Genomic DNA, 22,125 nt, shown 5'->3' on the forward strand with positions numbered 1-22,125 from the left:
TGGCGGATTGGGGGCTCAGTCCTTGACGGCGCCCGTGGTCACACCGGCCGCCACATAGCGCTGGGCGAGGACGAGGATCACCGCGGCCGGCAGGGACGCGACGACGGCGGTGGCCATGATGGCGTTCCACTCCTGGTTGTTGTTGCCGATGTAGTGGTAGATGCCGAGGGTGATCGGCTCGTGGGCGCCGCCGTTGACCAGGGTGTTGGCGAACACGAAGTCGGACCAGGACCACAGGAAGGCGAACAACGAGACCGTGACGACGGCGTTGCGGCTCATCGGCAGGACGATCGACCAGAAGGTCCGCAGGGCCTTCGCTCCGTCCATCTGCGCGGCCTGGAGCAGTTCACCGGGGATGCCGGACATGAACGCGGTGAAGATGAGCACCGCGAAGGGGACGGCCAGGGTGGAGTCGGCGACTATCAGGCCGGGGACGGACTGGAGCAGACCGAGCTGGAGATAGATGGCGTAGAAGCCCATCGCCATGATGATGCCGGGGATCATCTGGGCGGCCAGCAGGACGAAGCTCAGCAGACCGCCGCCGCGTGGGCGCAGCTTGGCCAGGGCGTAGCCGGCGGGCGCGGCAAGGGCCACGGTCAGCACGACGGTACCGAGGGCGACGGCGAGGCTGGTGCCGAGGTAGGGCAGCTGCTCGTCGAGGACGGTGCGGTAGCCGGCCAGGGTGCCGTGGGTCGGGAACAGGTCCGGAGGGCTCTTGCGCATGTCCTGGTCGCGGGTCAAGGACACGTTGACCATCCAGTAGACCGGGAAGAGCATGATCCCGGTCAGCAGCAGGCCGATGGCAGTCTTCCAGCCTGTTTTCCTGACAGCGCCTGTTTTCCTCACAACGCCTGTATTGCTGACAACGCCTGCTTTCATGACAGCGCCTGCTTTCGCTGGACTCGGACGTAGATCAGGCCGAACACCAGGGCCGCGACGACGAGCAGGTTGCCGACGGCCGCGCCCGGGCCGAAGGCGGGCAGGAGGTTGCCGAAGCCGAGCTGGTAGGACCAGGTGGCGAAGGTCGTGGACGAGTCCGCCGGGCCGCCCTTGGTCATGATCCAGATGATGTCGAAGACCTTGAGGGTGTAGACGAGGCCCAGCAGCAGCGTGATCGCGGAGACCGGGCGCAGCAGCGGGAAGGTGATGCGCCAGAAGCGCTGCCAGGCGTTCGCCCCGTCCAGGGCTGCGGCCTCGTACAACGATCCCGGGATGGACTGCAGGCCGCTGTAGAGCACCACCAGGTTGAAGGGGACACCTATCCAGATGTTCGCGATGATCACGGAGGCCAGCGACCAGGACGGTGAGGTCAGCCAGTTGACCGGGTCGATGCCGACGGCGTGCAGGGCGGCGTTGACGACACCGGAGTCGCTGTTGAGCATCCACGACCAGGTGGAGGCCGACACGATCAGCGGCAGCAGCCACGGCACCAGGAACAGGGCCCGCAGGGTCGCCGACAGCCGGAAGTGCTGGTTGAAGAAGACCGCGAGCGCCAGACCGATGGCGTACTGGAAGACCAGGCACACGGCGGTGAACACGACGGTGTGCAGCAGGGCCGGCGCGAAGGTCGGATCGTCGAGGATCTTCTGGTAGTTCTCCAGCCCCGTGAAGGGCGCGTCGCCCTGGACGAAGGAGCGGACGGTGTAGTTCCGCAGGCTGAGGTCGAGGTTGCGGTAGAGCGGATAGGCGTAGAAGAGGACGAGGTAGAGGGTGACCGGGGCGAGGAAGGCCCAGGCGGCCCACTGTGGGGAGGTCGGACGGCTCCGTGCCCGCATGAGGGCCGGGGGCGGGGCGGCGGTGGCCGCCCCGCTCCGGTCGTACGCGGACCGGCGATCCGAGGACTGTTTCGTGTCGTTCATCTGCGGACCGCGAATCCCTCGTTACTTGACGGCCGACTGGGCCTTGGCCAGCGCGTCCTTCGGCGACTCGGCACCGCTGAGGGCGGACTGGACGGCCTTCCACATCTGCTCGGAGATCTTCGGGTACTTGGTGCCCAGGTCGTCACTGGTGCGTCCCTTGGCCGCCTTGACCGCGTCCACCCACGGCTTCAGCTCGGCGTTCGCGGCCACCTGCTTGTCCTGCACCTCGCTGGTGGGAGCCACGTAGGACAGGGTGGTGTCGGTGTCGTAGAGGTTGGCGGTGCTGGTCAGACAGGTGACCAGCTTCTGGGACGTGGCGTAGCGGCCGGTGTCGTCCTGGACCGGGACGGTGACGAACTCGCCGCCGGTCGGGGCCGCGGCGTTGCCCCCGTCCGCGCCGGGGATGGGCAGGACGCCGTAGTCGAAGCCGGCCTTCTCGGCATTGGCGAGCTGCCAGGTGCCGTTCTCGGCGAACGCGTAGTCGCCGCTCGCGAACTCCTGCCAGCTGGTGGTCTGGGTGTTGTTGATGACCGAGTTGGGGGCGTAGCCCTTGTCGAGCCAGCCCTTCCACAGGGACAGCGCGGAGACGCCCGCGGCGGAGTCGAGTTCGGTGAGCTGCGCGCCCGAGCCCCAGAACCAGGGCAGGAACTGGAAGCTGCCTTCCTCCGTGCCGATGGCGGAGAACGTGATGCCCTTCTTCCCGGCCTTCTTCACCTTCTCCAGCGCCGCCGTCAGCGACTTCCAGTCCTTGACCGAGGCGATGTCCACCCCGGCCGCCTTCAGGACGTCCTTGTTGTAATAGAGGGCGAGGGTGTTGGCGCCGATCGGCGTGCCGTAGGTCTTGCCACCGGACTGGCCGGCCGCGAGCAGGTTGGGGTCCGCCTTCGAGGTGTCCAGCTTGTTCTCGTCGGTCGTGGTGAGCACGCCCGCCTCGGCGAGGGTCGAGACCACCGGGTTGTCGACGATGAGGACGTCCGGCGAGTTGCCCTGCTGGGCCGCCAGCAGCGTCTTGTTGGCCAGGTCGCTGGTGTCGAAGCCGGTCCTCTTGATCTTCACGCCCGCTTCGGTACCGCACTTGTCCAGCAGCTTCGTCCAGGCCGAGCCCTTGGCGAACTGCGGGTAGGGGTCCCAGATGGTGTACGTGGCGCTGTCGGCGTCCTTCGACGCGGAGCCGCCCGATCCGGAGGAGCAGGCGGTGGCGCTGACGGCCACGGCCATGACGGTCAGGGCGGCGGCGGTCAGACGGCGTCGTCTGGAGGTGCTGTGCATGGCGGGCCCTTCGATTTCTGGCACAGGTGTGCCGTGAGAGGGGTGACGGGGGAGAGCCGAGCACGCCGAACGGCGTCGGTGAGGGGTACGGGTGCTCGGTGCGCTGGCAGGGAGATGCCCGTGTGTCGTGGTCGGAGTGTGACGGAGTGGGGGGCGAGGCCTCGGGCCTCAGGAGGTGCCGAAGACGGGCCCGGTGCTGGCCCGCAGTGAGATCGGCGGGGCGAGCAGGTGGTGCCGGGCCGACGCGTGGGGGTTGTCGAGCCGCTCGACGAGGAGGTCGACGGCGAGACGGCCCATCTCCTCCGCCGGTACATCCGCCGCCGTGAGCCGCGGGGTCACCGTCTCCGCCCACCGGCCGGCCACGACTCCGGTGACGGAGAAGTCGCGCGGCACATGGCGGCCCGCCTTGGCCAGCCCCCGGTAGAGGCCGCCGAGGGCGGCCTCGTTCAGCGTGACCAGGCCCGTGGTGGCCGGGTCGTCGTGCAGGATCCGGTCCAGGCACGCCTGCCCCGACGCGGCGTCGTCCCCGCAGTTGTACATCCCCACGGTCAGTCCACGCTCGGCCGCGGCCTTCGTGAAGCCGTCCAGGCCGCGATGTGCGGACTCGTAGCCGGCCCGCAGCAGCTGCTCGGGACGGTTGACGAAGGCGACCCTGCGGTGTCCGAGGTCCGCGAGGTGGTGGACGCACGCCTCCACCAACGCGGTGTGGTCCAGGCCCACCCACCAGGTTCCCTCAGGGTGCGCCGTGCGGCCGATGGCGACGGACGGGAAGTCCAGCTCGGCCAGGTGATCGACCCGGTCGTCCTCCAGCCTGATCTCCATCAGAATCGCCCCGTCGACCCGCCGCTCCCCCAGCAACCGCTGGAACGAACGGTCACTGTCCACGCCGCTGGGCGACAGCAGCACGTCGTAGTCGTAGGCCGCGGCGGCCTCCACCACACTGCCGATGAAGTCCAGCTGCATTCCCGTGTAGTGGTTGCCGGCCGGCGGGAAGACCAGACCGATCGTGCTGGTCCGGCCGTTGGCCAGGGCGCGGGCACTGGCGTTGGGCCGGTAGCCCAGTTCGTCGATGACCCGCTGGATCTTCCGCCGCGTGTCCTCCGACACGGGTCGCTTGCCGCTCAACGCGTACGACACGGTGCTCCGCGAGACACCGGCCCGCCGGGCGATCTCACCGATGTTCACGGCACTCCTTAGTCGAACCGGTTCGAAACCTCTGCGGGGCAGAGCGTCCGAACCTCGTAGGTACTGGGATGTGGAGAGAACAGCCACCGGCTGTCGAACCGGTTCGCGTGAAGTGAAGGTAGGAACAAGTCGGGCGGCTGTCAACACCCCGAAACGACCCTTCTCGTAACAGCACGGCAATCCGGATGATCGTGAACTTCGCTTGCGCCCTAGGTATTGCTGAGAGATTTCCTCGGTGTTAGCTTCCTGCGAACCGGTTCGATGAAGTGATCCTTCCGGCGACCGGGGCTCGTTCCGCGCAGCCCGTGGCGTGCGGGGCAACCGCACGCCACCTCGGTGGGCCCCTTGCCTCCGGGGCGCATGTGATCGAACCGATTCGGCAACGCGTCGCCTCGGGACTCGCCACCGGTAACGGCATGCGGACGAGCAGTCGGCCGGGGCGAACCGGTCGGGACCCGTTACTCAAAGGATTGAGGACGCAATCCATGCCATCCGCTGACAGATCCGCCCGGCGCCGAGCTCCGGCGGCCGTGGCCCTGACGCTCGGCGCGGGCCTGCTGGCCGCGCCCGCCGTCCCCGCACAGGCGGCCGAACCGCCCCAGCCGGTCGCCCACTACACCTTCGACCAGGACGACCTCACCTCCGGAAGGATCGCCGACAGTTCCGGCAACGGCCTGACGGCGACCCTGGTCAACGGCTCCACCGCCCGCTCCGTCGAGGGCACGGCCGGCGGCAGGGCACTGTCCCTGCCCGGCGGCGCGCCCACCTCCGACGGCGCGTACGTCCGGCTGCCCCGCGAAGTGCTCGGCGACGCGAGCGACCTGACGGTCTCCGCCCGGGTGAAGTGGAGCGGCGACAAGTCGTCCTGGCAGCGGATCTTCGACCTGGGCACCAACACCACCAAGTACCTCTTCAGCACCCCGTACAACGGCGGCGGGCTGTTCCAGACCTCCGTGACCACCGGCGGCGGGGGTGCGGAGGCGCAGGTCCGCGGTTACGCGATGCTTCCCTCGGACGGGTGGCGCACGGTCACCGTCACCCTCGACACCGCGGCCGGCCGGCTCACCACCTATCTCGACGGCGTGGCCGTCTCCTCCGCGGCGACCGGCATCAAGGCCAAGGAAATGCTGGACGGTTCGGCCACCGCCGCCGGTTACATCGGCAAGTCCTTCTGGCCGGACCCCCTGCTCAAGGGGGCGATCGACGACTTCGCCGTGTGGCACTCGGCGCTGAGCGCCGACCAGGTGGCCGGTACGGTCGGGCAGGTGCCGACCGTCCAGGAGCTGTCGAAGACGTCGTTCGAGGTCCGTACGACGGCGGGGACCGCCCCGTCCCTCCCGGCCGCCGTCCGCTCGTCCTTCTCCGACGGCTACGACCGTGACACGCCGGTCACCTGGGACGCCGTACCGTCCGACAAGTACGCCCGGCCGGGGACGTTCACCGTGGCCGGAAAGGCGGCCGGACGCGAGGTGAAGGCGACCGTCACGGTGGTACGTGAGGGACAGCTCACCGTCGACCTCGGCTCGGACACCGGCGCGTTCCACGGCGGCGCCTCCGGCACCCTCTACGGCGTGTACGGACCGGACGTTCCCACCAACAACCTGATGGAGGGCATGGGCCTGCGCACGGTCTCCACGAAGGCGCAGGACGGCCCGCAGCACCCGGGGGCCGACGCGCTGGAGGTGGTGAAGCCGCTGGCCGACTCCACCGGCGGGGATGTGTACATCTACATGACCGACATCCACCGCGGCTTCCCGTACCAGTGGCCCGGCGACACCCCCGAGGAGAAGCTGAAGCTCTACAAGGAGAAGATCGCGGACCAGGTCGACCAGGTCCTGCGGCTGCCGGAGGAGTACCAGGACAACATCGTCTTCGTGCCGTTCAACGAGCCCGAGGGCAACATGTTCGGCACCGGCGAGTGGAGCTACAACAAGGTCAGCTGGCTGAACGACCCGGACGACTTCTTCGCCGCCTGGGACGACGCCTACAAGCTGATCAAGGACAGGATGCCGGACGCCCGCATCGCTGGCCCCAACACCAGCGTCCTGTACGACCAGGTGAAGGGCTTCCTCGCCCACGCGCTGGCCGCCGACACGCTCCCCGAGGTCATCACCTGGCACGAGCTGAGCCACCCGGAGGCGGTGCGCGACAGCGTCGCCAAGTACCGGGGCTGGGAGAAGGAGCTGTTCAGGGGCACCGACCGTGAGGGCACCGAACTCCCCATCAACATCAACGAGTACGCCTTCAACTACCACACCTCCGTCCCCGGCCAGATGATCCAGTGGGTCTCCGCGATCGAGGAGTCCAAGGTGGACGCCGACATCGCGTACTGGAACATCGACGGCAACCTCTCCGACTCCGCGGTGCAGTCCAACCGCGGCAACGGCCAGTGGTGGCTGCTCAATTCGTACGCCTCGATGAGCGGGCACACGGTGACGGTGACCCCGCCGTTCCCGGGCGAGAACTACACCATGCAGGGCGTCGGCACGCTCGACGAGAAGAAGAAGCAGGCCCGGCTGATCTTCGGCGGATCCACCGGCAAGGGACACATCACGTTCGACAACGTCCCGGAGAAACTTTTCGGGAAGCGCGTGCACGCCTGGGTGCGCGAGATCGAGTGGAGCGGACAGGTCGGCGACAACTCCGGCCCCGAACTGCTCACCGAGACCAACCTGGACATCGCGGACGACGGCACCGTCACCGTCGCCTTCGGCGACGGCGGGCTGCCGCGGCTGAAGGAGTCGTCGGCGTACGAGATCGTCCTCACCCCGGCCGGCAAGGCGAAGAGCACCCAGCAGGCGCCGGTGCGCTGGCAGGGCTCGTACGAGGCGGAGGACGCAGCCCACACCGGGTCCGGTTACTCGAGGAACGGCCCGGAGGGCTCCCCGCGCGACGTGTCGAAGTTCTACACCTCCGGCGGCTACAACGTGGGCGGTCTGCGCACCGGCTCGGACGTCACGCTCGACTTCACCGTGGACGTGCCCGAGGACGGCACCTACGACCTGAGCGTCTTCGCCAACTCCCTCAACACCTTCGACAAGGTGAAGGACCAGGGCCCCACGAACGTCTTCCTGCGCGTGGACGGAAAGGCAGACAGCGAGCAGGAGCTGCACCTGCCGCTCGGCTACAAGTGGGTGGTGTGGGACCACACCGACACCAAGATCCACCTCACCAAGGGCAAGCACACCCTGACGCTCGCCGCGAAGAGCGCCGACGGCAAGAGGGCCACCAAGGGCGACGCCATCGTCGACCGGCTCACCCTCACCCTCCCCGAGGCATCGGCGGACACCCGGGTGTACGAGGGTGAACTGGCCTGGCTGGGCGGCGGAGCGCGCCCCGTCTACGACCTGCCCAAGGGCACCAAGTCTCCCGCGACCGGCTCGGGCGCGGCCCGGCTGGCGAAGAAGGGGACCGCGACGTTCTGGGTCTACTCCCCCGCCGACCGCGAGGCCACGCTCACGGTCGACACCCTGAAGGGTTCGGGCGCCCGGGTCTCCGTCGACGGCCGGAACGTGCTGCGCCTGGGCAGGAACGGCGGAAGCGTGGCGGTCTCCCTGTCGGGCGGCGTCAACAAGGTGACGGTGACCGGGGGTTCGGACACCACCCTGGTCGACCGGCTGACGGTCACCCCGACCGAGGGCACCCTCAAGACGCGTACGTACGAGGCTCAGGACGCCGAGCTCGCCGGCACCGCGGCGTCGACCCCGCTCTCGCTGGCCACGGACGGCACGGCGATCACCGGGATCGGCGGTGATCCGGGCAACGGCAACACCGCCACGTTCACCGTCACCGCGGACAAGGCGGGCACCCACGCGCTGCGCATCCGCTACTCCAACCCCGAGCAGTCGCCGGCCACCCACTACAACCCGGACCCGCTCGCCCGCCACGCCGACATCGCCGTCAACGGCGGCGAGACGCGGCGGGTCGGCTTCCCGCACACCTTCCACCAGAACAACTTCTGGGAGCTGACCGTCCCCGTCCAGTTGATGAAGGGACAGAACACGATCACCTTCCGCTCCGAGGAACTCCCGAACTTCGACGGCACCACCTACGCCTCGGACACCTTCCCCGGCGTGCTGCTCCGCTCCCGCTACGCGCCGCTGATCGACCGGATCACCGTCGCGCCCTACGCGAAGGAGGTGCGATGAAGTGAGGGCCGCCGGCGGCGAGGTGACGCGCGCGCGGTCCGGGTAGCGGGGCACCGCCTCCCGCCCGCTGCCCGCCGGCGTGCGCCCACCGCGCCACCGATGCGGCGAGCAGGCGCCCGGATCCGTCACTCCGACGGACCCGGGCGCTTCGCCGTTCGCCGCACTCGACTACTAGCCCCGCGGTGCGGGCCGGCCCCGCGAGAGGAGCCCGGCCGATGTGTCAGGCCACCGGATCCAGGAACGTCAGCACAGAGGCGTCCTCCTCGATCAGCGGGGAGAGCGCTGCGTTGAACGGGCCGCCGTACGGGGCCTTCAGGTGGGCCTGGAAGGCGTCCTCGTCCCGGTACACCTCGAAGATCCAGTAGGCGCGCGGGGCGGACGCCTTGGTGTAGACGTCGAAAGCGAGGTTGCCGTCCTCCTCGCGCACCTTCCGGGCGTAGTCCCGGATCAGGCGGGCGACCTCGTCCTCCGCTCCCTCTCGGGCGGTGAACTCGGCGAGCAGGGTTTTCTTCACGGTCTCGTGTCCTTGTCAGTCATGGGCGGGGGCGACGTCGGTCATGGGCGGGGGCGACGTCAGTCGTGGGCGGAGCCGACGTCAGTCATGGGCGGAGCCGACGTCAGTCATGGGCGGAGCCGACGTGCCAGACGCGGGCCCGGTCCAGCTTCACCGAGCCGTTCTCGGCGAAGACCCGCACACCCTGGCTGTCGGGGTCGGGGAAGATCTGGTCGGTGATCACGGCCTCGCCACTGCCGCCGAAGACCTCGACGGACGACCAGTCGACGAGGATCCGCAGCTTCACCTTGCCGTTCTCGGCCTTCAGCGGTGCGCGCTGGACGCCGGGGAAGGTGCTGTTGAAGTCCACGGCGCCGGAGCGGGTGCGGTCGACGTACAGCTCTTGCGTCGTGGTGTCGTACCCGATGACGGTCTCCTCTCCCCCGGCGCCGGTACGGACCTTCAGGCCGAACCGCTCGGCGTCCTTGAGGGAGAAGGTCGCCTCGATGTCGAGCGCCTTGCCCCGGGCGGCGGGGCCGATCAGGGGCTGTGAGGTGTTCTTGACGGTGATTCCGGTCGCGGACGCCGGGGGCTTTTGCCGCAGGGAGGTCAGGCTGTCCACCGGCTCGCTGGTCAGCCGGACGCGGCCGTCGACGGTGCGCAGGGCCATCTCGCGGGGGACGCTCTGCGCGCCGCGCCACGGGGAGGTGGGGACGGCGCCGCTGTAGTCCCAGTTGTTCATCCAGCCGACCATGTACCGCTTGCCGCCCGGGGCGTTCTCCCAGGACACCGCCGCGTAGTAGTCCTTGCCGTAGTCGGCCCAGTCGGCGCGCTGCACGACGGAGAGGGCGGGCTTGTCGGCGGCGGTGAACCGGTCGGCGAGGATGTGGCCCCAGCCGGCCTTGTTCATGTCGACGATTTGGATCCGCGCCTCCTTGCCGAGGTAGGGACGCATGTCGAAGGAGGCCCAGTCCAGGGTCTCGCTGTTGGCGCCGGTGGCACTGCGGACGACCTGGCCGTCGACAACCAGGTTGACGGACGTCTCCTGGGAGACCGGCCGGGCCCGGGTGTCGGACAGCATGAGGTGGTCGACGTTGAGGTGGCCCCAGCCGCCGGTGTTGTCGTCGACGATCCTGATCTGCGCCTTCGTGCCAACGAGGTCGCCGACGTCCCAGGAAGCCCAGTTGAGCGCCTCGGCGTCCTTTCCGGTGGCGCTGCGCACCACCTGGCCGTCGACGAGGAGTTCGAGGGCGGTGGGGTTGTCGGAGCCGGCGGGGTGGTTCCCGCCGCCGATGAGGAAGTTGATGTGGTTCTTGTCGATGGTGAATTCGGGTGAGGTGAGGGTGCCGGTGGTGGAGTCGCCGTTCAGGTAGGTGTTGACCAGGCCCTCGCCCAGGAATCCAGAGACCTCTTGCTGGTTGGGGAGGGTGCCGGTGGCCGGGGCGGTGCCGAAGGCGTCTCCGGTCTTCGTCCAGTCTCCGTAGGTGCCGCCTTCGAAGTCGGCGAGGACCGTGCCTGCGGGCGGCGGTCCCTGCTCCATGACGGTTCCGGCCTCGTGCGGGTGCCGTCCGCCGCCGATCTTGAAGTTCAGGTAGGGGCTGTTGACGGTGAATTCGGGTGAGGTGAGGGTGCCGGTGGTGCCGTCACCCGAGTGGAAGCTGTTGGCGTGGCCCTTGCCGTCGAAGCCCTCGACGGTCCCCTGCCCGGCCAGCGCCCCGGCCGCGGGTGCGTCGCCGAACGCGGTGCCGGTGGTCGTCCACGTACCGAAGTCGGTGCCCTCGAAGTCCTGCATGACCGTGCCGGTGGGCGGGGTGTAGGTGCCCTTGTCATCGGCGGTGAACTTCCTGCCGTCGAAGTCGCCGATGAAGTACTGGGCTGCCGAACCACCGGCTATGCCACCGGGGTTGATGTTGACGACCAGGACCCACTTGATGTTGTTCTCGTCGCCGTCGACCGCGAGCGGGAACAGGTCGGGGCACTCCCACACGCCGCCCGTCGCACCGGCCGGCCCGAACTCGCTGAGCAGGCTCCAGTCCTTGAGGTTCTTGGAGGAGTAGAACCGCACCTTGTGCTCGGTGGACAGCGACACCGTCATCAGCCAACTTCTGGTGGGCGCGTACCACTGGACCTTGGGGTCGCGGAACTCGGTGGAACCGATGTCGAGGACGGGGTTGCCCTGGTACTTGGTCCAGGTGCGGCCGCGGTCGGTGCTGTAGGCGAGCGACTGGGCCTGCTTGCCGCCGTTCTTGTAGGCGCTGGTGTAGATCGCCACCATCGGCGGGTTCTTCTTCGTGCCGAAACCCGTGGTGTTGTTCCAGTCCACGACGGCACTGCCCGAGAAGACCATCTCCTCGGCGTCGTGCGACAGGGCGAGCGGCAGTTCCTTCCAGTGCACCAGGTCCTTGCTCACCGCGTGCCCCCAGGACACGTCGCCCCACGAGTTGCCGTTGGGGTTGTACTGGTAGAAGAGGTGGTACTCGCCCCTGTAGTACACGAGGCCGTTGGGGTCGTTCATCCAGTTCTTCTCCGGGGTGAAGTGGAACTGGGGGCGATAGGTCTCGGAGTACGGCGGGGTGTCGGCGGCGACGGCCTGGGGGGCGAGCGGGGTCGCGGACAGGGCGCAGACGGTCGCCACCGCCGCCGTCAGCCGGGCGCGGGCATGCCGGGATACACGTCCAGAACTCATGCGGTCTCCTGTGCTGCGGCCGTCCCCGCGGCGAGGCCTGCGGCCCTCGCGTGAACGGACGGACCGAAGTGAGGCCCCTGGTCGGCGACGTCGTCCACGCCTCGCGCCAGGGGTGTCATCGTTGACTTGTGTCATCGATGACATCGAGTGGCCCGATGATGGGCGCAGTCCGGCCCGTACGTCAACGGCGCGGGCTGGATTCCCCGGTGCGGCCCGCCCCGGCCGTCAGGCGCCGTCGGCGGTCGCGAGCTGCGCCAACTGGCTCTGCCACGGCGGATTGGGGCCGGGAACCGAGCAGGTCAGAGCCGCGACCCGAGCGGCGAACAGACAGGCTTCCTCGACATCGCCGAGACCGAGGTCGGTCAGTCGGCCGCCGAGGAGTCCGCGGGTGCCGAAGTGGTGCAGCAGGCCGGCGGTGAAGGAGTCCCCCGCGCCCACCGTGTCGGCCACCCGTGTGGTGACCGCGGGCACCCGCACCCGCTCCCCGTCGAGCGAGGCCAGGGCGCCCTCGGCGCCGCGCGTGATCACGACGAGCCGCGCCCCTGCCGCGTGCCAGACGTCGCACGCCTTCTCGGGCGTCGTCCCGGGCAGGAGGAGCGCCAGGTCGTCCTCGCTCAGCCGCAGCACGTCCGCGAGGGCGCACCAGTGCGACAGCCTGGCGCGGTAGACCTCGGGACGCACCAGCAGCGGCCGGACATTGGGATCGATGCTGATGGTGGCCCGCGGAGCGGCCGTCGCCAGGAAGTCCTCCACCACCGCCGCGCCCGGCTCCCGGACCAGGGCCAGGGACCCGGTGTGCACACAGGCCGCCTCGGACAGGTCCACGCGCGCCAACTCCTCGGCGGTCCACTGCCAGTCGGCCGTGTTCTGCGCGTGGAAGGAGAACGCCGCCTGCCCCTGGGGGTCCAGTTCCGCCACGGCCAGTGTGCTGGGCTCCGCCGCCGCGACGGCGGACGACAGGTCGACCCCCGACGCCTCCAGGTGGGCGCGGAACAGACGGCCGAACACGTCGCCGGACAGGCGCGCGAGGAAGCGGGCCGGGGTGCCGAGGCGGGCGAGGGCCACTGCCGTGTTCGCGGGTCCGCCGCCCGGCAGCACACGCAGGGCGAGTTCGTTCGAGGTGCTCGCGGGTTCGGTGAACGCGTCCGCGACGCACTCCCCCAGGACGGTGATCTGACGCGGGCTCATGGGCTGCTCTTCTCTCACGAACGTAGGGGCGAATCCGGACGCGTCGCGGCACGGCCGCCGGACGGCTACGGAGGGGCGGGGGCCGCTCGCGTTGCCGATTTGTGACGGGTGCGGGGCATTGACGTTTCCGGGAGACGGAGTCCATCATCCTCGCCATGCGGTGTCAACGATGACATAAGTCAACGATGACACCTCGGGCGGATGCTCTGGATCCGGCCCCGTGCCGCTGGCTATCCCACAGGAGTCGATCATGTCTCGCACCACTCGTCCGTCCTCCTCCCTCCTCAGAGCAGCCGCTGTCGCGGGCATCGCGGCCCTCACGCTGACGGCCTGCGGATCCGGCTCCGGATCGACGTCCGCCGGCTCCGGTTCGGGCGAGGTCAAGGTCGGCCTGATCACCAAGACCGACACCAACCCGTTCTTCGTGAAGATGAAGGAGGGCGCGGAGAAGTCCGCCAAGGCCGAGGGCGTCGAGCTCATGACCGCGGCCGGCAAGTTCGACGGCGACAACGCCGGTCAGGTCACGGCCATCGAGAACATGGTCGCCGCCGGAGTGAAGGGCATCCTGATCACGCCGAGCGACTCCAAGGCCATCGTGCCCGCGATCGAGAAGGCGAAGGCCAAGGGCGTCCTGGTCATCGCCCTGGACACGCCGACCGAGCCGGAGAGCGCCGTCGACGCCCTCTTCGCCACCGACAACCTCAAGGCCGGCGAGCTGATCGGCGAGTACGCCAAGGCCGCCATGCAGGGCAAGTCCGCCAAGATAGCCACCCTCGACCTCGCGCCGGGTGTGTCCGTCGGCATCCAGCGGCACAACGGGTTCCTCAAGGGCTTCGGCATCAAGGAGGGCGACCCCTCCGTCGTCTGCTCCCAGGACACCGGCGGCGACCAGGCCAAGGGCCAGACGGCGATGGAGAACTGCCTCCAGAAGGAGCCCGACATCAACGTCGTCTACACGATCAACGAGCCGGCCGCGCTGGGCGCGTACACCGCGCTCAAGGCCAAGGGCCGGGAGAAGGACGTCCTGATCGTCTCCGTCGACGGCGGCTGCACCGGGACCCAGGCGGTCAAGGACGGCAAGATCGCCGCCACGTCGCAGCAGTACCCGCTGAAGATGGCCGCCGAGGGCGTCAAGGCCGTCGTGACGTACGCCAAGGACGGCAAGAAGGCCTCCGGTTACACCGACACCGGCGTCACCCTGATCACCGACAAGGCGCAGGACGGGGTCACGTCCAAGGACACCGCCTACGGCCTGGAGAACTGCTGGGGCTGAGCCGCCGCCCCCGAGCCGCCGTTCGACACCCCCTCGGCGGGGCGGCCGTCTCCTCCTCCCCGCCCGGGGACGGCCGCCCCTCCCGTCCTCCCACCAGGACTTCTGTCTTCCGACAAGGACTTCGCATGACAGCCACGACCACGCCCCCGGGCACGTCCTCGCCGTACGCCGAGCTCAAGGCACCGACCACAGCCCGCAGACTGCTCACGGCACCGACCACCGGCCCCCTGGTCGCCCTCCTCCTGGCCTGCGCCTTCTTCTCCCTCTCGACCGACCAGTTCCTCACGGGCGGCAACTTCTCGCTGATCGTGCAGCAGGTCATGGTCGTCGGCACCCTCGCCATCGGACAGACCCTGATCATCCTCACCGCGGGCATCGACCTGTCGTGCGGTGCCGTGATGGCCTTCGGCAGCATCATGATCGCCAAGATGGCCGCCGAGGGCTCCCTGCCCCCGCTCGCCGCCATCGCCCTGGGCCTGGTCGTCTGCGGCGGTTTCGGGCTGCTCAACGGTCTGCTGGTGCAGAAGATCCCGCTGCCGCCGTTCATCGTCACCCTCGGCATGCTCAACGTGGCCTTCGCGCTGACCCACATCTACTCCGAGGAGCAGACGGTCACCAACCTGCCCGGCCCGCTGACGGCCCTCGGGCAGACCTTCCCGCTCGGCAACACCGACATCACCTACGGCTCCCTGGTCACCATCGCGCTGTTCCTCCTCTTCGCCTACGCGCTGAGCAGCACCGGGTGGGGCCGACACGTGTACGCCCTGGGCAACAGCCAGGAGGCCGCGCGCCTGAACGGCATCCGCACCTCCCGCCTGACCATCGGCATCTACACCGTGGCCGGCCTCCTCTACGGCATCGCCGCCCTGCTGCTCATCTCCCGTACCGGCGTCGGTGACCCCCAGGCCGGCCAGACCGACAACCTCGACAGCATCACCGCCGTGGTCCTCGGCGGCACCAGCCTCTTCGGTGGACGCGGCTCGGTCCTGGGCACCTTCATCGGTGTCCTCATCGTCGGTGTCTTCCGCAACGGCCTGCAGCTGATGGGCGTCGCCTCCATCTACCAGACCCTGATCACCGGAGTCCTGGTGATCCTCGCGGTGACCGTCGACCAGCTCTCCCGGAAGAAGGCCCGATGACCACCACCTCCTCCCCCACCCCCGTGCTGCAGGCCCGCGGTCTGGTCAAGCGCTACGGCCATGTCACCGCCATCGACGGCGCCGACTTCGACCTGCTGCCCGGCGAGGTCCTCGCCGTCATCGGCGACAACGGAGCCGGCAAGACCAGTCTGATCAAGGCCCTCACCGGTGCGCTGGTCCCCGACGCGGGCGAGATACGACTGGACGGCAAGCCGATCCAGTTCTCCGGGCCGCAAAGTGCGCGCGCCCACGGCATCGAGACGGTCTATCAGGACCTCGCCGTGGCCGCCTCGATGGACATCGCCTCGAACATGTTCCTCGGACGCGAGCTGCGCCGCCCCGGCGTCCTCGGCAGTGTCTTCCGCATGCTGGACAAGAAGCGGATGCGCGAGGAGGCCGCCGAGCACATGGCCGACCTGAAGATCGGTCTGCGCTCGCTCACGCAGTCGGTCGAGACCCTTTCCGGCGGGCAGCGACAGGCCGTCGCGGTCGCCCGGTCCGTGGCCTGGGCGCGCAGCGTCGTCGTCATGGACGAGCCGACCGCCGCCCTCGGCGTCAAGGAGTCCGGGCAGGTCCTGGACCTCATCCGCCGCGTCCGCGACAGGGGCATGCCGGTCGTCCTGATCAGCCACAACATGCCGCACGTCTTCGAGATCGCCGACCGGATCCACGTCCACCGGCTGGGCCGCCGCGCCGCCGTGATCAAGCCCTCCGACTACTCCATGGCGGAGGTCGTCGCCATCATGACCGGCGCGCTCACCGTGGACGCGGCCGGAGATACTGTCGTAGCGGATTCCGAGGCGGCGAAGGCCGCGGGAGTCCAGGCCACCTGACGACAGGACCGAAGCACTCACAGGTTCCGGCCGAGGCCGAGGCCGGAACCGACGAGCACAGGAGACCGTTCCTCCATGGCAGCGAACCGCCGCCCCACCCTGGCCGACGTCGCCCGAGAAGTGGGGGTCAGCGCCAAGACCGTCTCCCGCGTCCTGAACGAAGACGGGCCCGCCTCGGCACAGACCAGGGAACAGGTGCTCGCCGCCGTGGCCAAGCTGGGCTTCCAGCCGAACCTCATGGCCCGCAACATCCGTGTCGGCGGACCCGACACCACCATCGGGCTGGTCATCCCCGACCTCGGCAACCCCTTCTTCGGAGCCGTGGCCAGCAGCATCGAGGACACCGTCCGCGACCGCGGCCTGACCCTGCTCATGGGCTCCTCCGCCGACGACCCGGACCGCGAACGCGCGCTGACGGACAAGTTCCTCGCCCGTCGCGTCAGCATCCTGATGGTCGTGCCGTCCGTCGGCGCCGACCACTCCCACCTCAAGTCCCAGCGCGCCGCCGGTCTGCCCGTCGTCTTCCTCGACCGCCCGGGAGTGGGCCTGTCCACGGACAGCGTCGTCAGCACCAACCGCACGGGGGCCCACGACGGCGTGGCCCATCTGATCGCGCACGGCCACCGGCGCATCGGGTTCATCGGTGACCTGCCCACCAGGCTCTACACCCGCCGGGAGCGTCTGGCCGGCTACCGCTCCGCCCTGCAGGAAGCCGGTCTCCCCGCAGACCGCTCGCTGGTCACCAATGCCCACGATCAGCACGGGGCCTCCGCCGCCACCGCCCAACTGCTGGGCCTGGCCGATCCCCCCACCGCCCTGTTCGCCGGCAACAACATCGTCGCGCTGGGCATCGTCACCGAACTCGCCCGCGGCGGCCGCAAGGACGTCGCCGTCGTCGCCTTCGACGACGTGGCCCTCGCCGACGCCCTCGAACCGGCCCTGACCGTCGTCGCCCAGGACCCCGAGGAGATCGGGCGAACGGCGGCCACCGCGGCCCTGGACCGCCTCGACGGCGACCGCTCCCGCGCCCGCACCATCACGGTCCCCACACGGCTGATCGTCCGGGGCTCGGGCGAACACCCCGCCCCTGTCCTGCAGAAGACGACTCCCGGCCTCGGCACCGAGTAGCGCGTCGAACGTTCGCTTGCCTCAGTTGACGCGCACCGGCAGGCTCCGGAAGCCCCGGGTGATGTTGTTCAGCGCTCGGACCGGTTCACCGGTGAGTTCGATCCGCTCGGCTCGGGCGGTCAGGGCCTTGAGGACGGCGTGGACTTCGAGACGTGCCAGGCCCTGGCCGGCGCAGGCGTGGTTGCCGTAGCCGAAGCCGAGGTGGTCGACGGGGTTGCGCGTGACGTCGAACCGGTCGGGGTCGGGGAAGTGGCGTTCGTCGCGGTTGGCGGCGCCGTAGCCGTGCAACACGCGGGCGCCGGACGGGATCAGTGCTCCCTCACCGAGGTCCACCTCGCGGGTGGTGGCCCGGGAGAAGACCTGGATGGGGCTCTCGATGCGGACGATCTCGTTGAACGCCGAGGGCACCAGGGACGGGTCCGAGCGCAGCAGGTCCCACTGTCCGGGGTGGCGGGCCAGCAGCCAGACGCCGTTGGAGATGGTGCTGATGGTCGTGTCGAAGGCGGCCACCACATAGCCCGCGAGCAGTCCGATCGCGCCCTCGACCGGAATTCGCCCCGCCTTGTGTGCCTCCAGCACGGTCCAGCCGAAGCCGCCGGGTACCAGGGTCTCCGTCGCCACGACCTCGGCCAGGTAGCCCATGAGGGCCTCGACCCGCGGTACCGAGGCGGCTGTACGCGGGCACAGCGGTCCGGCGGAGTCGAACCAGCCGGCGGCCATGTCGAGCAGCTGGTCCCGGCCCTCCTCGGGCCAGCCGATCAGGTCCATGATCACGTGTACGGGCAGGTTCTGGGCCAGGTCCGTGACCGCGTCGAAGGAACCGCGCTCCATCAGCTCGTCGGCGAGTCGCTCGGCCCGGCGGTCGATGTCCTCGGCGAGCGGACGCAGCGCGCGCGGCGAGAGCCGGTCGGTGAACAGCTTGCGCTGCTCGGTCTGCGCGGGCGGGTCCAGGTTGATCAGGGCGCTGGCCCAGGCGTCGTTGAAGCCGGCGTTGAGGCCGATGCCCTGACCCGAGGAGAAGGTCTCCCAGTCACCGAGGGCCGAACGCACCTGCTCGTAGCGGGAGACGAACCACAGGCCGTGGCGCGACAGATGGACGGCCGGGCCCAGGTCACGCAGTTGCCTGTAGTACGGGTAGGGGTCGGCGAGCACCTCGTCGCTGAAGAGGTCGACGTCGGAGCTGAGGGGGGTCGTGGTGGTCATGGCGATCTCCTTCGACCGTCGGGAACGTGATGGTGGGAAGCGATGGGTGTGCCGTGTCAGACGGCGAGCGCCCGTAGGCGGGCGACCGGGATGCGGTGGTTGAGGGCCGCGGCGACCGGACGGGTGGGGTGGTCCCAGCGGAGCAGCGCGCGGCGCTCGGCCGGTGACCCTTTCAGCACGGTCGGCTCCCCGGCCGCGGGCAGATCTCCGGCGAGCTTGATCGCCAGGCCGAACGCCTCGGTCCAGAAGTACGGCCGTGAGGTGTACGGCCGTGCCTCGTCGCCGAGCAGCAGGGCCGCGGCGCCGGCCCGGGCCTGGCCGATCGCGGCGTCCCAGTGCGGGGTGCGCCGGAAGCGGCCGTCGCCGGTGGGGAAGGCGGCGACGTCGCCGACGGCGACGACGTCCGGGACGGTCGTACGGCAGCGTTCGTCGACGACGACCCCGCCCAACAGGGACACGCCGGAGTCCTCCAGCCAGTCGGTGTTGGGCCGGCAGCCGACGGCGGTGACGACGAGATCGGCCTCCAGGCGTGTGCCGTCGGCGAGCCGGGCGCCGTGCGGCAGCGGGGTCACGCCGTCGGGGGCGACGACGATCCGCACACCCCGTTCCCGCGCGGCTGCCTCGAACAGCACGGCGAGGAAGGGGCCCAGAGTCGTCACGAACGGGACGCGTACGTCGACGACGGTGACGTGGAGTCCGAGTTCGGCGGCGACGGAGGCGATCTCCATACCCAGGAAGCCGCCGCCGATCACCAACAGGCTGCGAGCAGTGGTCAGTTGGCTGCGCAGGCGCAGGGCGTCGTCCAGCGTGCGCAGGACGAGCGCGTGGTCACCCAGTGTGCGGGCCCGCGCGCCGGTGGCGATCACGAGCTTGTCGTACGGGATCTCCTCCCCGCCTTCGACCCGCACCCGGCGTGCGTCCGTGTCCAGGCCGGTGGCGCGCACGCCGCTCAGCACCTCGATGTCGCCGCCGAGTTCCGGGAGCGCGACCGAGTCGGCGTCCTCGCTTCCCTTCAACACCCCCTTGGACAGCGGCGGCGGGCGTACGCGGCCTGCGGCTCGTCACCGACGAGGGTGATCGCACCGTCCCATCCCCGCCGCCTCAGTTCGTCCACGGCGGTCACCCCGGCGAGCGAGCCGCCGACCACGACCGCCCTCATCTGCCTCGCCGACTTCACCGGCTTCACCTTCGGCCGATCCGCAACGCCGCCACCGGGCAGGCCCGGGTGGCCGCCTCGGCCTTCTCGGCCAACGCGTCCGGGATGTCGTCCAGCAGGACGGTGACGACGCCCTCGTCGTCGAGGCCGAAGACCTCGGGCGCGGCCTGTTCGCAGAATCCGAAGCCGTCACAGCGGCCCTCGTCCACTTCGATGTGCACCATGTGGCCACCATCGGCGCGGGGCCCGCCGGGAACCATGGGGGGAATTACGGGGTGGGTACCTGATTTTCCCCGGCTCCTACGGGGTGGGTACCTGGTGCTCCGCCACCCAGGCAGCGATCTGCGTACGGGAGTTGAAGCCCAGCTTGGCCAGGATGTGCTCCACGTGACCGTCCACGGTGCGCGGGGACAGCACCAGCGCGGCGGCGATCCTCCGGTTGCTCATCCCCTGCGCCACCAGCGCGGCCACCTCGCGCTCGCGGCGGGTCAGCGGGCCGGCCCCGGACGCCGCGGTCACGGGCGCCGACTCCGGCAGGGTGCCCAGCGCGTAGGCGATCGCCCGCACCGGCCGGTCGTGCTTCTCTCCCTCGGTGAGCGCCGCCCGGTACACATCCTCGCCCAGGCTTCCCGCCACCGACCGCTCACACCGGTCGTGCCGTTCGGCGAGATGGGGGCCGAACGCCGCGATGGTGGTGCCGACGTGCCGCCACAGGGACCGGACCGCCCCGAGCAGACGCGCGGCCCGCTGGTGATCACCACGGGAGGCGGTGATCCAGGCCAGCAGCTCCATCATCAACGCCGTACCGACGTAGTCGTCGAATCCCTGCTGGATGTCCAGCCCGTCCCGCGTCAGCGCCGCTCCGGACTCCGGATCGCCCCGCACCCAGGCCTCATGGCCCAGCGCCCACAGCGCGTACGAGCGGATCCACCGCTCCCCGTGAGCCTCGGCGGTCGCCACCACCTGCCGGCCGGTCCGCTCGGCGCGCGGGTCGGCGGTGTGGGCCTGCGCCACGGCCAGCTGGAAGAGGGAGAACAGGGCGCCCGGGCTGTCGCCGGCCGCGTCGTGTGCGGCCACCGCCCGCTGGTAGTGGGACACGGCCTCGGTGAGGTGCCCCCGGAAGAGGGCCGAGGTACCCCGGAAGCCCTCGACGTAGGCGGACACCACGGCATCGTCCAGCGCGGCGCCCAGCGCTCCGGCCTCGGCCAGGAACCGGTCCGCCGCCGGGTGATCGGCTTGGAGCAGCGCCGCCCACGCGGCCACCCACAGCGCCCTGGCCCGGGCCACGGTGGGCTCGGGGGCCGCCCCGAGGGCACGGTCGAGCCACCGGCGGCCCTCACCGAGGAACCCGTCGGCACACCAGTGGAAGCGCAGCGCGGTGACCAGCGCCAGCGCGGTCTGCGGCTCGCTGTGCTCCAGCGTCGCGCGGAGGTTTCCGTGTTCGGCGCGCAGCCGTGCCAGGCCCTCCTCCTGACCGGGGCCGTACCAGCCGTCGGCGATCCCCTCCGTGAGGCGGAGGTAGAAGTCGCCGTGCCGGGCCCGAACCCGCTCCTCCTCGCCGGACTCGTCGAGCCGTTCCTTGCCGTACTCGCGGATCGTCTCCAGCATCCAGTAGCGCGGCTGTCCCTCGCGCTCGTTGATGAGCACCACGGACTGGGCCACCAGCCGGTCGAGGAGGTCCAGGATCTCGCGGCGCTCGATGCCGTCCCCGGCCCCCACGCCCTCCGCCGCGTCCAGGCCGAACCCGCCCGCGAACACCGACAGCCGGTTCCACAGCAGCCGCTCGGCCGGGGTGCACAGTTCATAGCTCCAGTCGATCAACGCGCGCAGGGTGCGCTGCCGGGGCCGGGCGGCCCGGCTGCCGCCGGTGAGCAGGGCGAAGCGGTCCTCCAGCCGCTCGGTCACCTGCTCGACCGTGAGGGTGCGCAGCCGGGAGGCGGCCAGTTCGATCGCCAGCGGCAGCCCGTCCAGACGCGTGCAGAGCCGGGTCACGGCGGCCCGGTTGGCATCGGTGACCTCGAACTCCGGCCGGCTCGCGACCGCCCGGTCCCGCAGCAGTCGCACCGCCTCGTCCGGTACGGACAGGGGTGCGACGGTGAAGACGTGCTCGCCGGAGATGCCGAGAGTCTGCCGGCTGGTCGCCAGGACGCGCAGTTCGGGAGCGGCCGACAGCAGCGCGTCCACCAGGCCGGCGCAGGCGTCGACCAGATGCTCGCAGTTGTCGAGGACGATCAGGCACTGGCGCTCGGCCAGATGATCCACGAGTTGCTCGACGACGGGCCGGGCGGAGAGATCGGGGATTCCGAGGGCGGTAGCGGTGACTCCCGCGACTGCCGCCGGTTCCCGCACCGGGGCCAGGTCCACCAGCCACACGCCGTCGGCGAAGCCCTTGTGCGCGGCCGCCGCGACCTCCAGCGCCAGGCGCGTCTTGCCCACCCCGCCCACTCCGGTGAGCGTCAGCAGCCGCGCCGCGCCCAGTCGGCGACGGATCTCGGCCATGTCCGCCCGCCTGCCCACGAACGTGGTGAAGGCCGCCGGCAGGTTTCCCACGCGCGCGCTGCTCAC

Annotated in this window: 17 protein-coding genes; 5 read left to right on the forward strand and 12 right to left on the reverse strand. The window is 70.1% G+C overall.

Annotation, left to right across the window (positions count from 1 at the left end):
- Nucleotides 1-15 precede the first annotated feature (15 nt).
- From ACWD26_RS22325 to ACWD26_RS22340, 4 genes are all read right to left on the reverse strand, one after another.
- Nucleotides 16-777: a carbohydrate ABC transporter permease gene (locus ACWD26_RS22325; RefSeq protein WP_451272771.1), complete on the reverse strand. Its 762-nt coding sequence runs from the start codon at nucleotides 775-777 to the stop codon at nucleotides 16-18.
- 98 nt (nucleotides 778-875) lie between these two features.
- A complete protein-coding gene (locus ACWD26_RS22330) occupies nucleotides 876-1,859 on the reverse strand; it encodes a carbohydrate ABC transporter permease (protein ID WP_451272605.1) in 984 nt (327 codons plus the stop codon).
- 21 nt (nucleotides 1,860-1,880) lie between these two features.
- Entirely contained in the window at nucleotides 1,881-3,128 is a 1,248-nt protein-coding gene (locus ACWD26_RS22335; protein WP_451272607.1) for a sugar ABC transporter substrate-binding protein, read from the reverse strand.
- A 168-nt stretch (nucleotides 3,129-3,296) separates the two neighbouring features.
- Nucleotides 3,297-4,313, reverse strand: a complete 1,017-nt coding sequence (locus tag ACWD26_RS22340) for a LacI family DNA-binding transcriptional regulator (protein WP_451272609.1) — start codon at nucleotides 4,311-4,313, stop codon at nucleotides 3,297-3,299.
- A gap of 485 nt (nucleotides 4,314-4,798) precedes the next feature.
- On the opposite strand from ACWD26_RS22340, the gene ACWD26_RS22345 reads away from it, so the two are divergent.
- Entirely contained in the window at nucleotides 4,799-8,461 is a 3,663-nt protein-coding gene (locus ACWD26_RS22345) for a LamG-like jellyroll fold domain-containing protein (RefSeq protein ID WP_451272611.1), read from the forward strand.
- Between the two features lie 220 nt (nucleotides 8,462-8,681).
- On the opposite strand, the gene ACWD26_RS22350 is transcribed toward ACWD26_RS22345, so the two are convergent.
- The 3 genes from ACWD26_RS22350 to ACWD26_RS22360 all read right to left on the reverse strand — a co-directional run bounded on the left by ACWD26_RS22350 (nucleotide 8,682) and on the right by ACWD26_RS22360 (nucleotide 12,828).
- Nucleotides 8,682-8,975 carry a putative quinol monooxygenase gene (locus ACWD26_RS22350; protein WP_451272613.1) on the reverse strand — a complete coding sequence of 98 codons (294 nt, stop codon included), beginning with the start codon at nucleotides 8,973-8,975 and terminating at the stop codon, nucleotides 8,682-8,684.
- A 103-nt stretch (nucleotides 8,976-9,078) separates the two neighbouring features.
- Nucleotides 9,079-11,640, reverse strand: coding sequence for a GH32 C-terminal domain-containing protein (locus ACWD26_RS22355; protein ID WP_451272615.1), 2,562 nt, complete (start codon nucleotides 11,638-11,640; stop codon nucleotides 9,079-9,081).
- Nucleotides 11,641-11,865: 225 nt separating this feature from the next.
- Nucleotides 11,866-12,828 (reverse strand): carbohydrate kinase family protein, encoded by a 963-nt coding sequence (locus ACWD26_RS22360; protein ID WP_451272617.1) that lies wholly within the window; start codon nucleotides 12,826-12,828, stop codon nucleotides 11,866-11,868.
- A 250-nt stretch (nucleotides 12,829-13,078) separates the two neighbouring features.
- Here ACWD26_RS22360 and ACWD26_RS22365 point away from each other — a divergent pair, with 250 nt between their 5' ends.
- From ACWD26_RS22365 to ACWD26_RS22380, 4 genes are all read left to right on the forward strand, one after another.
- Complete coding sequence (locus ACWD26_RS22365; protein ID WP_451272619.1) at nucleotides 13,079-14,101, forward strand: substrate-binding domain-containing protein; 1,023 nt, start codon at nucleotides 13,079-13,081, stop codon at nucleotides 14,099-14,101.
- Between the two features lie 125 nt (nucleotides 14,102-14,226).
- The gene (locus ACWD26_RS22370; protein ID WP_451272621.1) at nucleotides 14,227-15,240 is read left to right on the forward strand and encodes an ABC transporter permease; all 1,014 of its coding nucleotides are present in this window, start codon (nucleotides 14,227-14,229) and stop codon (nucleotides 15,238-15,240) included.
- A complete protein-coding gene (locus ACWD26_RS22375; protein WP_451272623.1) occupies nucleotides 15,237-16,073 on the forward strand; it encodes an ATP-binding cassette domain-containing protein in 837 nt (278 codons plus the stop codon). Before ACWD26_RS22370 ends, ACWD26_RS22375 begins: the two co-directional genes overlap by 4 nt.
- Before the next feature lie 75 nt (nucleotides 16,074-16,148).
- A complete protein-coding gene (locus tag ACWD26_RS22380; protein ID WP_451272625.1) occupies nucleotides 16,149-17,201 on the forward strand; it encodes a LacI family DNA-binding transcriptional regulator in 1,053 nt (350 codons plus the stop codon).
- Nucleotides 17,202-17,222: 21 nt separating this feature from the next.
- Here ACWD26_RS22380 and ACWD26_RS22385 read toward each other — a convergent pair whose 3' ends face one another.
- The 5 genes from ACWD26_RS22385 to ACWD26_RS22405 all read right to left on the reverse strand — a co-directional run bounded on the left by ACWD26_RS22385 (nucleotide 17,223) and on the right by ACWD26_RS22405 (nucleotide 22,125).
- Nucleotides 17,223-18,404, reverse strand: a complete 1,182-nt coding sequence (locus ACWD26_RS22385; RefSeq protein ID WP_451272627.1) for a cytochrome P450 — start codon at nucleotides 18,402-18,404, stop codon at nucleotides 17,223-17,225.
- A 56-nt stretch (nucleotides 18,405-18,460) separates the two neighbouring features.
- Entirely contained in the window at nucleotides 18,461-19,420 is a 960-nt protein-coding gene (locus ACWD26_RS22390; protein ID WP_451272629.1) for an NAD(P)/FAD-dependent oxidoreductase, read from the reverse strand.
- Entirely contained in the window at nucleotides 19,417-19,581 is a 165-nt protein-coding gene (locus tag ACWD26_RS22395; RefSeq protein WP_451272631.1) for a hypothetical protein, read from the reverse strand. Before ACWD26_RS22395 ends, ACWD26_RS22390 begins: the two co-directional genes overlap by 4 nt.
- Before the next feature lie 5 nt (nucleotides 19,582-19,586).
- Nucleotides 19,587-19,784 carry a ferredoxin gene (locus ACWD26_RS22400; RefSeq protein WP_451272633.1) on the reverse strand — a complete coding sequence of 66 codons (198 nt, stop codon included), beginning with the start codon at nucleotides 19,782-19,784 and terminating at the stop codon, nucleotides 19,587-19,589.
- 76 nt (nucleotides 19,785-19,860) lie between these two features.
- On the reverse strand, nucleotides 19,861-22,125 hold the full coding sequence (locus tag ACWD26_RS22405; protein ID WP_451272635.1) for an ATP-binding protein: 2,265 nt from the start codon (nucleotides 22,123-22,125) through the stop codon (nucleotides 19,861-19,863).

Source organism: Streptomyces sp. NPDC002787, assembly GCF_053592095.1.

Coding starts and splice junctions, on each gene's coding strand:
- ACWD26_RS22325 (WP_451272771.1), bottom strand. CDS start 777: ATGCTCTTCCCGGTCTACTGGATGGTCAACGTGTCCTTGACCCGCGAC.
- ACWD26_RS22330 (WP_451272605.1), bottom strand. CDS start 1,859: ATGAACGACACGAAACAGTCCTCGGATCGCCGGTCCGCGTACGACCGG.
- ACWD26_RS22335 (WP_451272607.1), bottom strand. CDS start 3,128: ATGCACAGCACCTCCAGACGACGCCGTCTGACCGCCGCCGCCCTGACC.
- ACWD26_RS22345 (WP_451272611.1), top strand. CDS start 4,799: ATGCCATCCGCTGACAGATCCGCCCGGCGCCGAGCTCCGGCGGCCGTG.
- ACWD26_RS22355 (WP_451272615.1), bottom strand. CDS start 11,640: ATGAGTTCTGGACGTGTATCCCGGCATGCCCGCGCCCGGCTGACGGCG.
- ACWD26_RS22360 (WP_451272617.1), bottom strand. CDS start 12,828: ATGAGCCCGCGTCAGATCACCGTCCTGGGGGAGTGCGTCGCGGACGCG.
- ACWD26_RS22365 (WP_451272619.1), top strand. CDS start 13,079: ATGTCTCGCACCACTCGTCCGTCCTCCTCCCTCCTCAGAGCAGCCGCT.
- ACWD26_RS22370 (WP_451272621.1), top strand. CDS start 14,227: ATGACAGCCACGACCACGCCCCCGGGCACGTCCTCGCCGTACGCCGAG.
- ACWD26_RS22375 (WP_451272623.1), top strand. CDS start 15,237: ATGACCACCACCTCCTCCCCCACCCCCGTGCTGCAGGCCCGCGGTCTG.
- ACWD26_RS22380 (WP_451272625.1), top strand. CDS start 16,149: ATGGCAGCGAACCGCCGCCCCACCCTGGCCGACGTCGCCCGAGAAGTG.
- ACWD26_RS22385 (WP_451272627.1), bottom strand. CDS start 18,404: ATGACCACCACGACCCCCCTCAGCTCCGACGTCGACCTCTTCAGCGAC.
- ACWD26_RS22400 (WP_451272633.1), bottom strand. CDS start 19,784: ATGGTGCACATCGAAGTGGACGAGGGCCGCTGTGACGGCTTCGGATTC.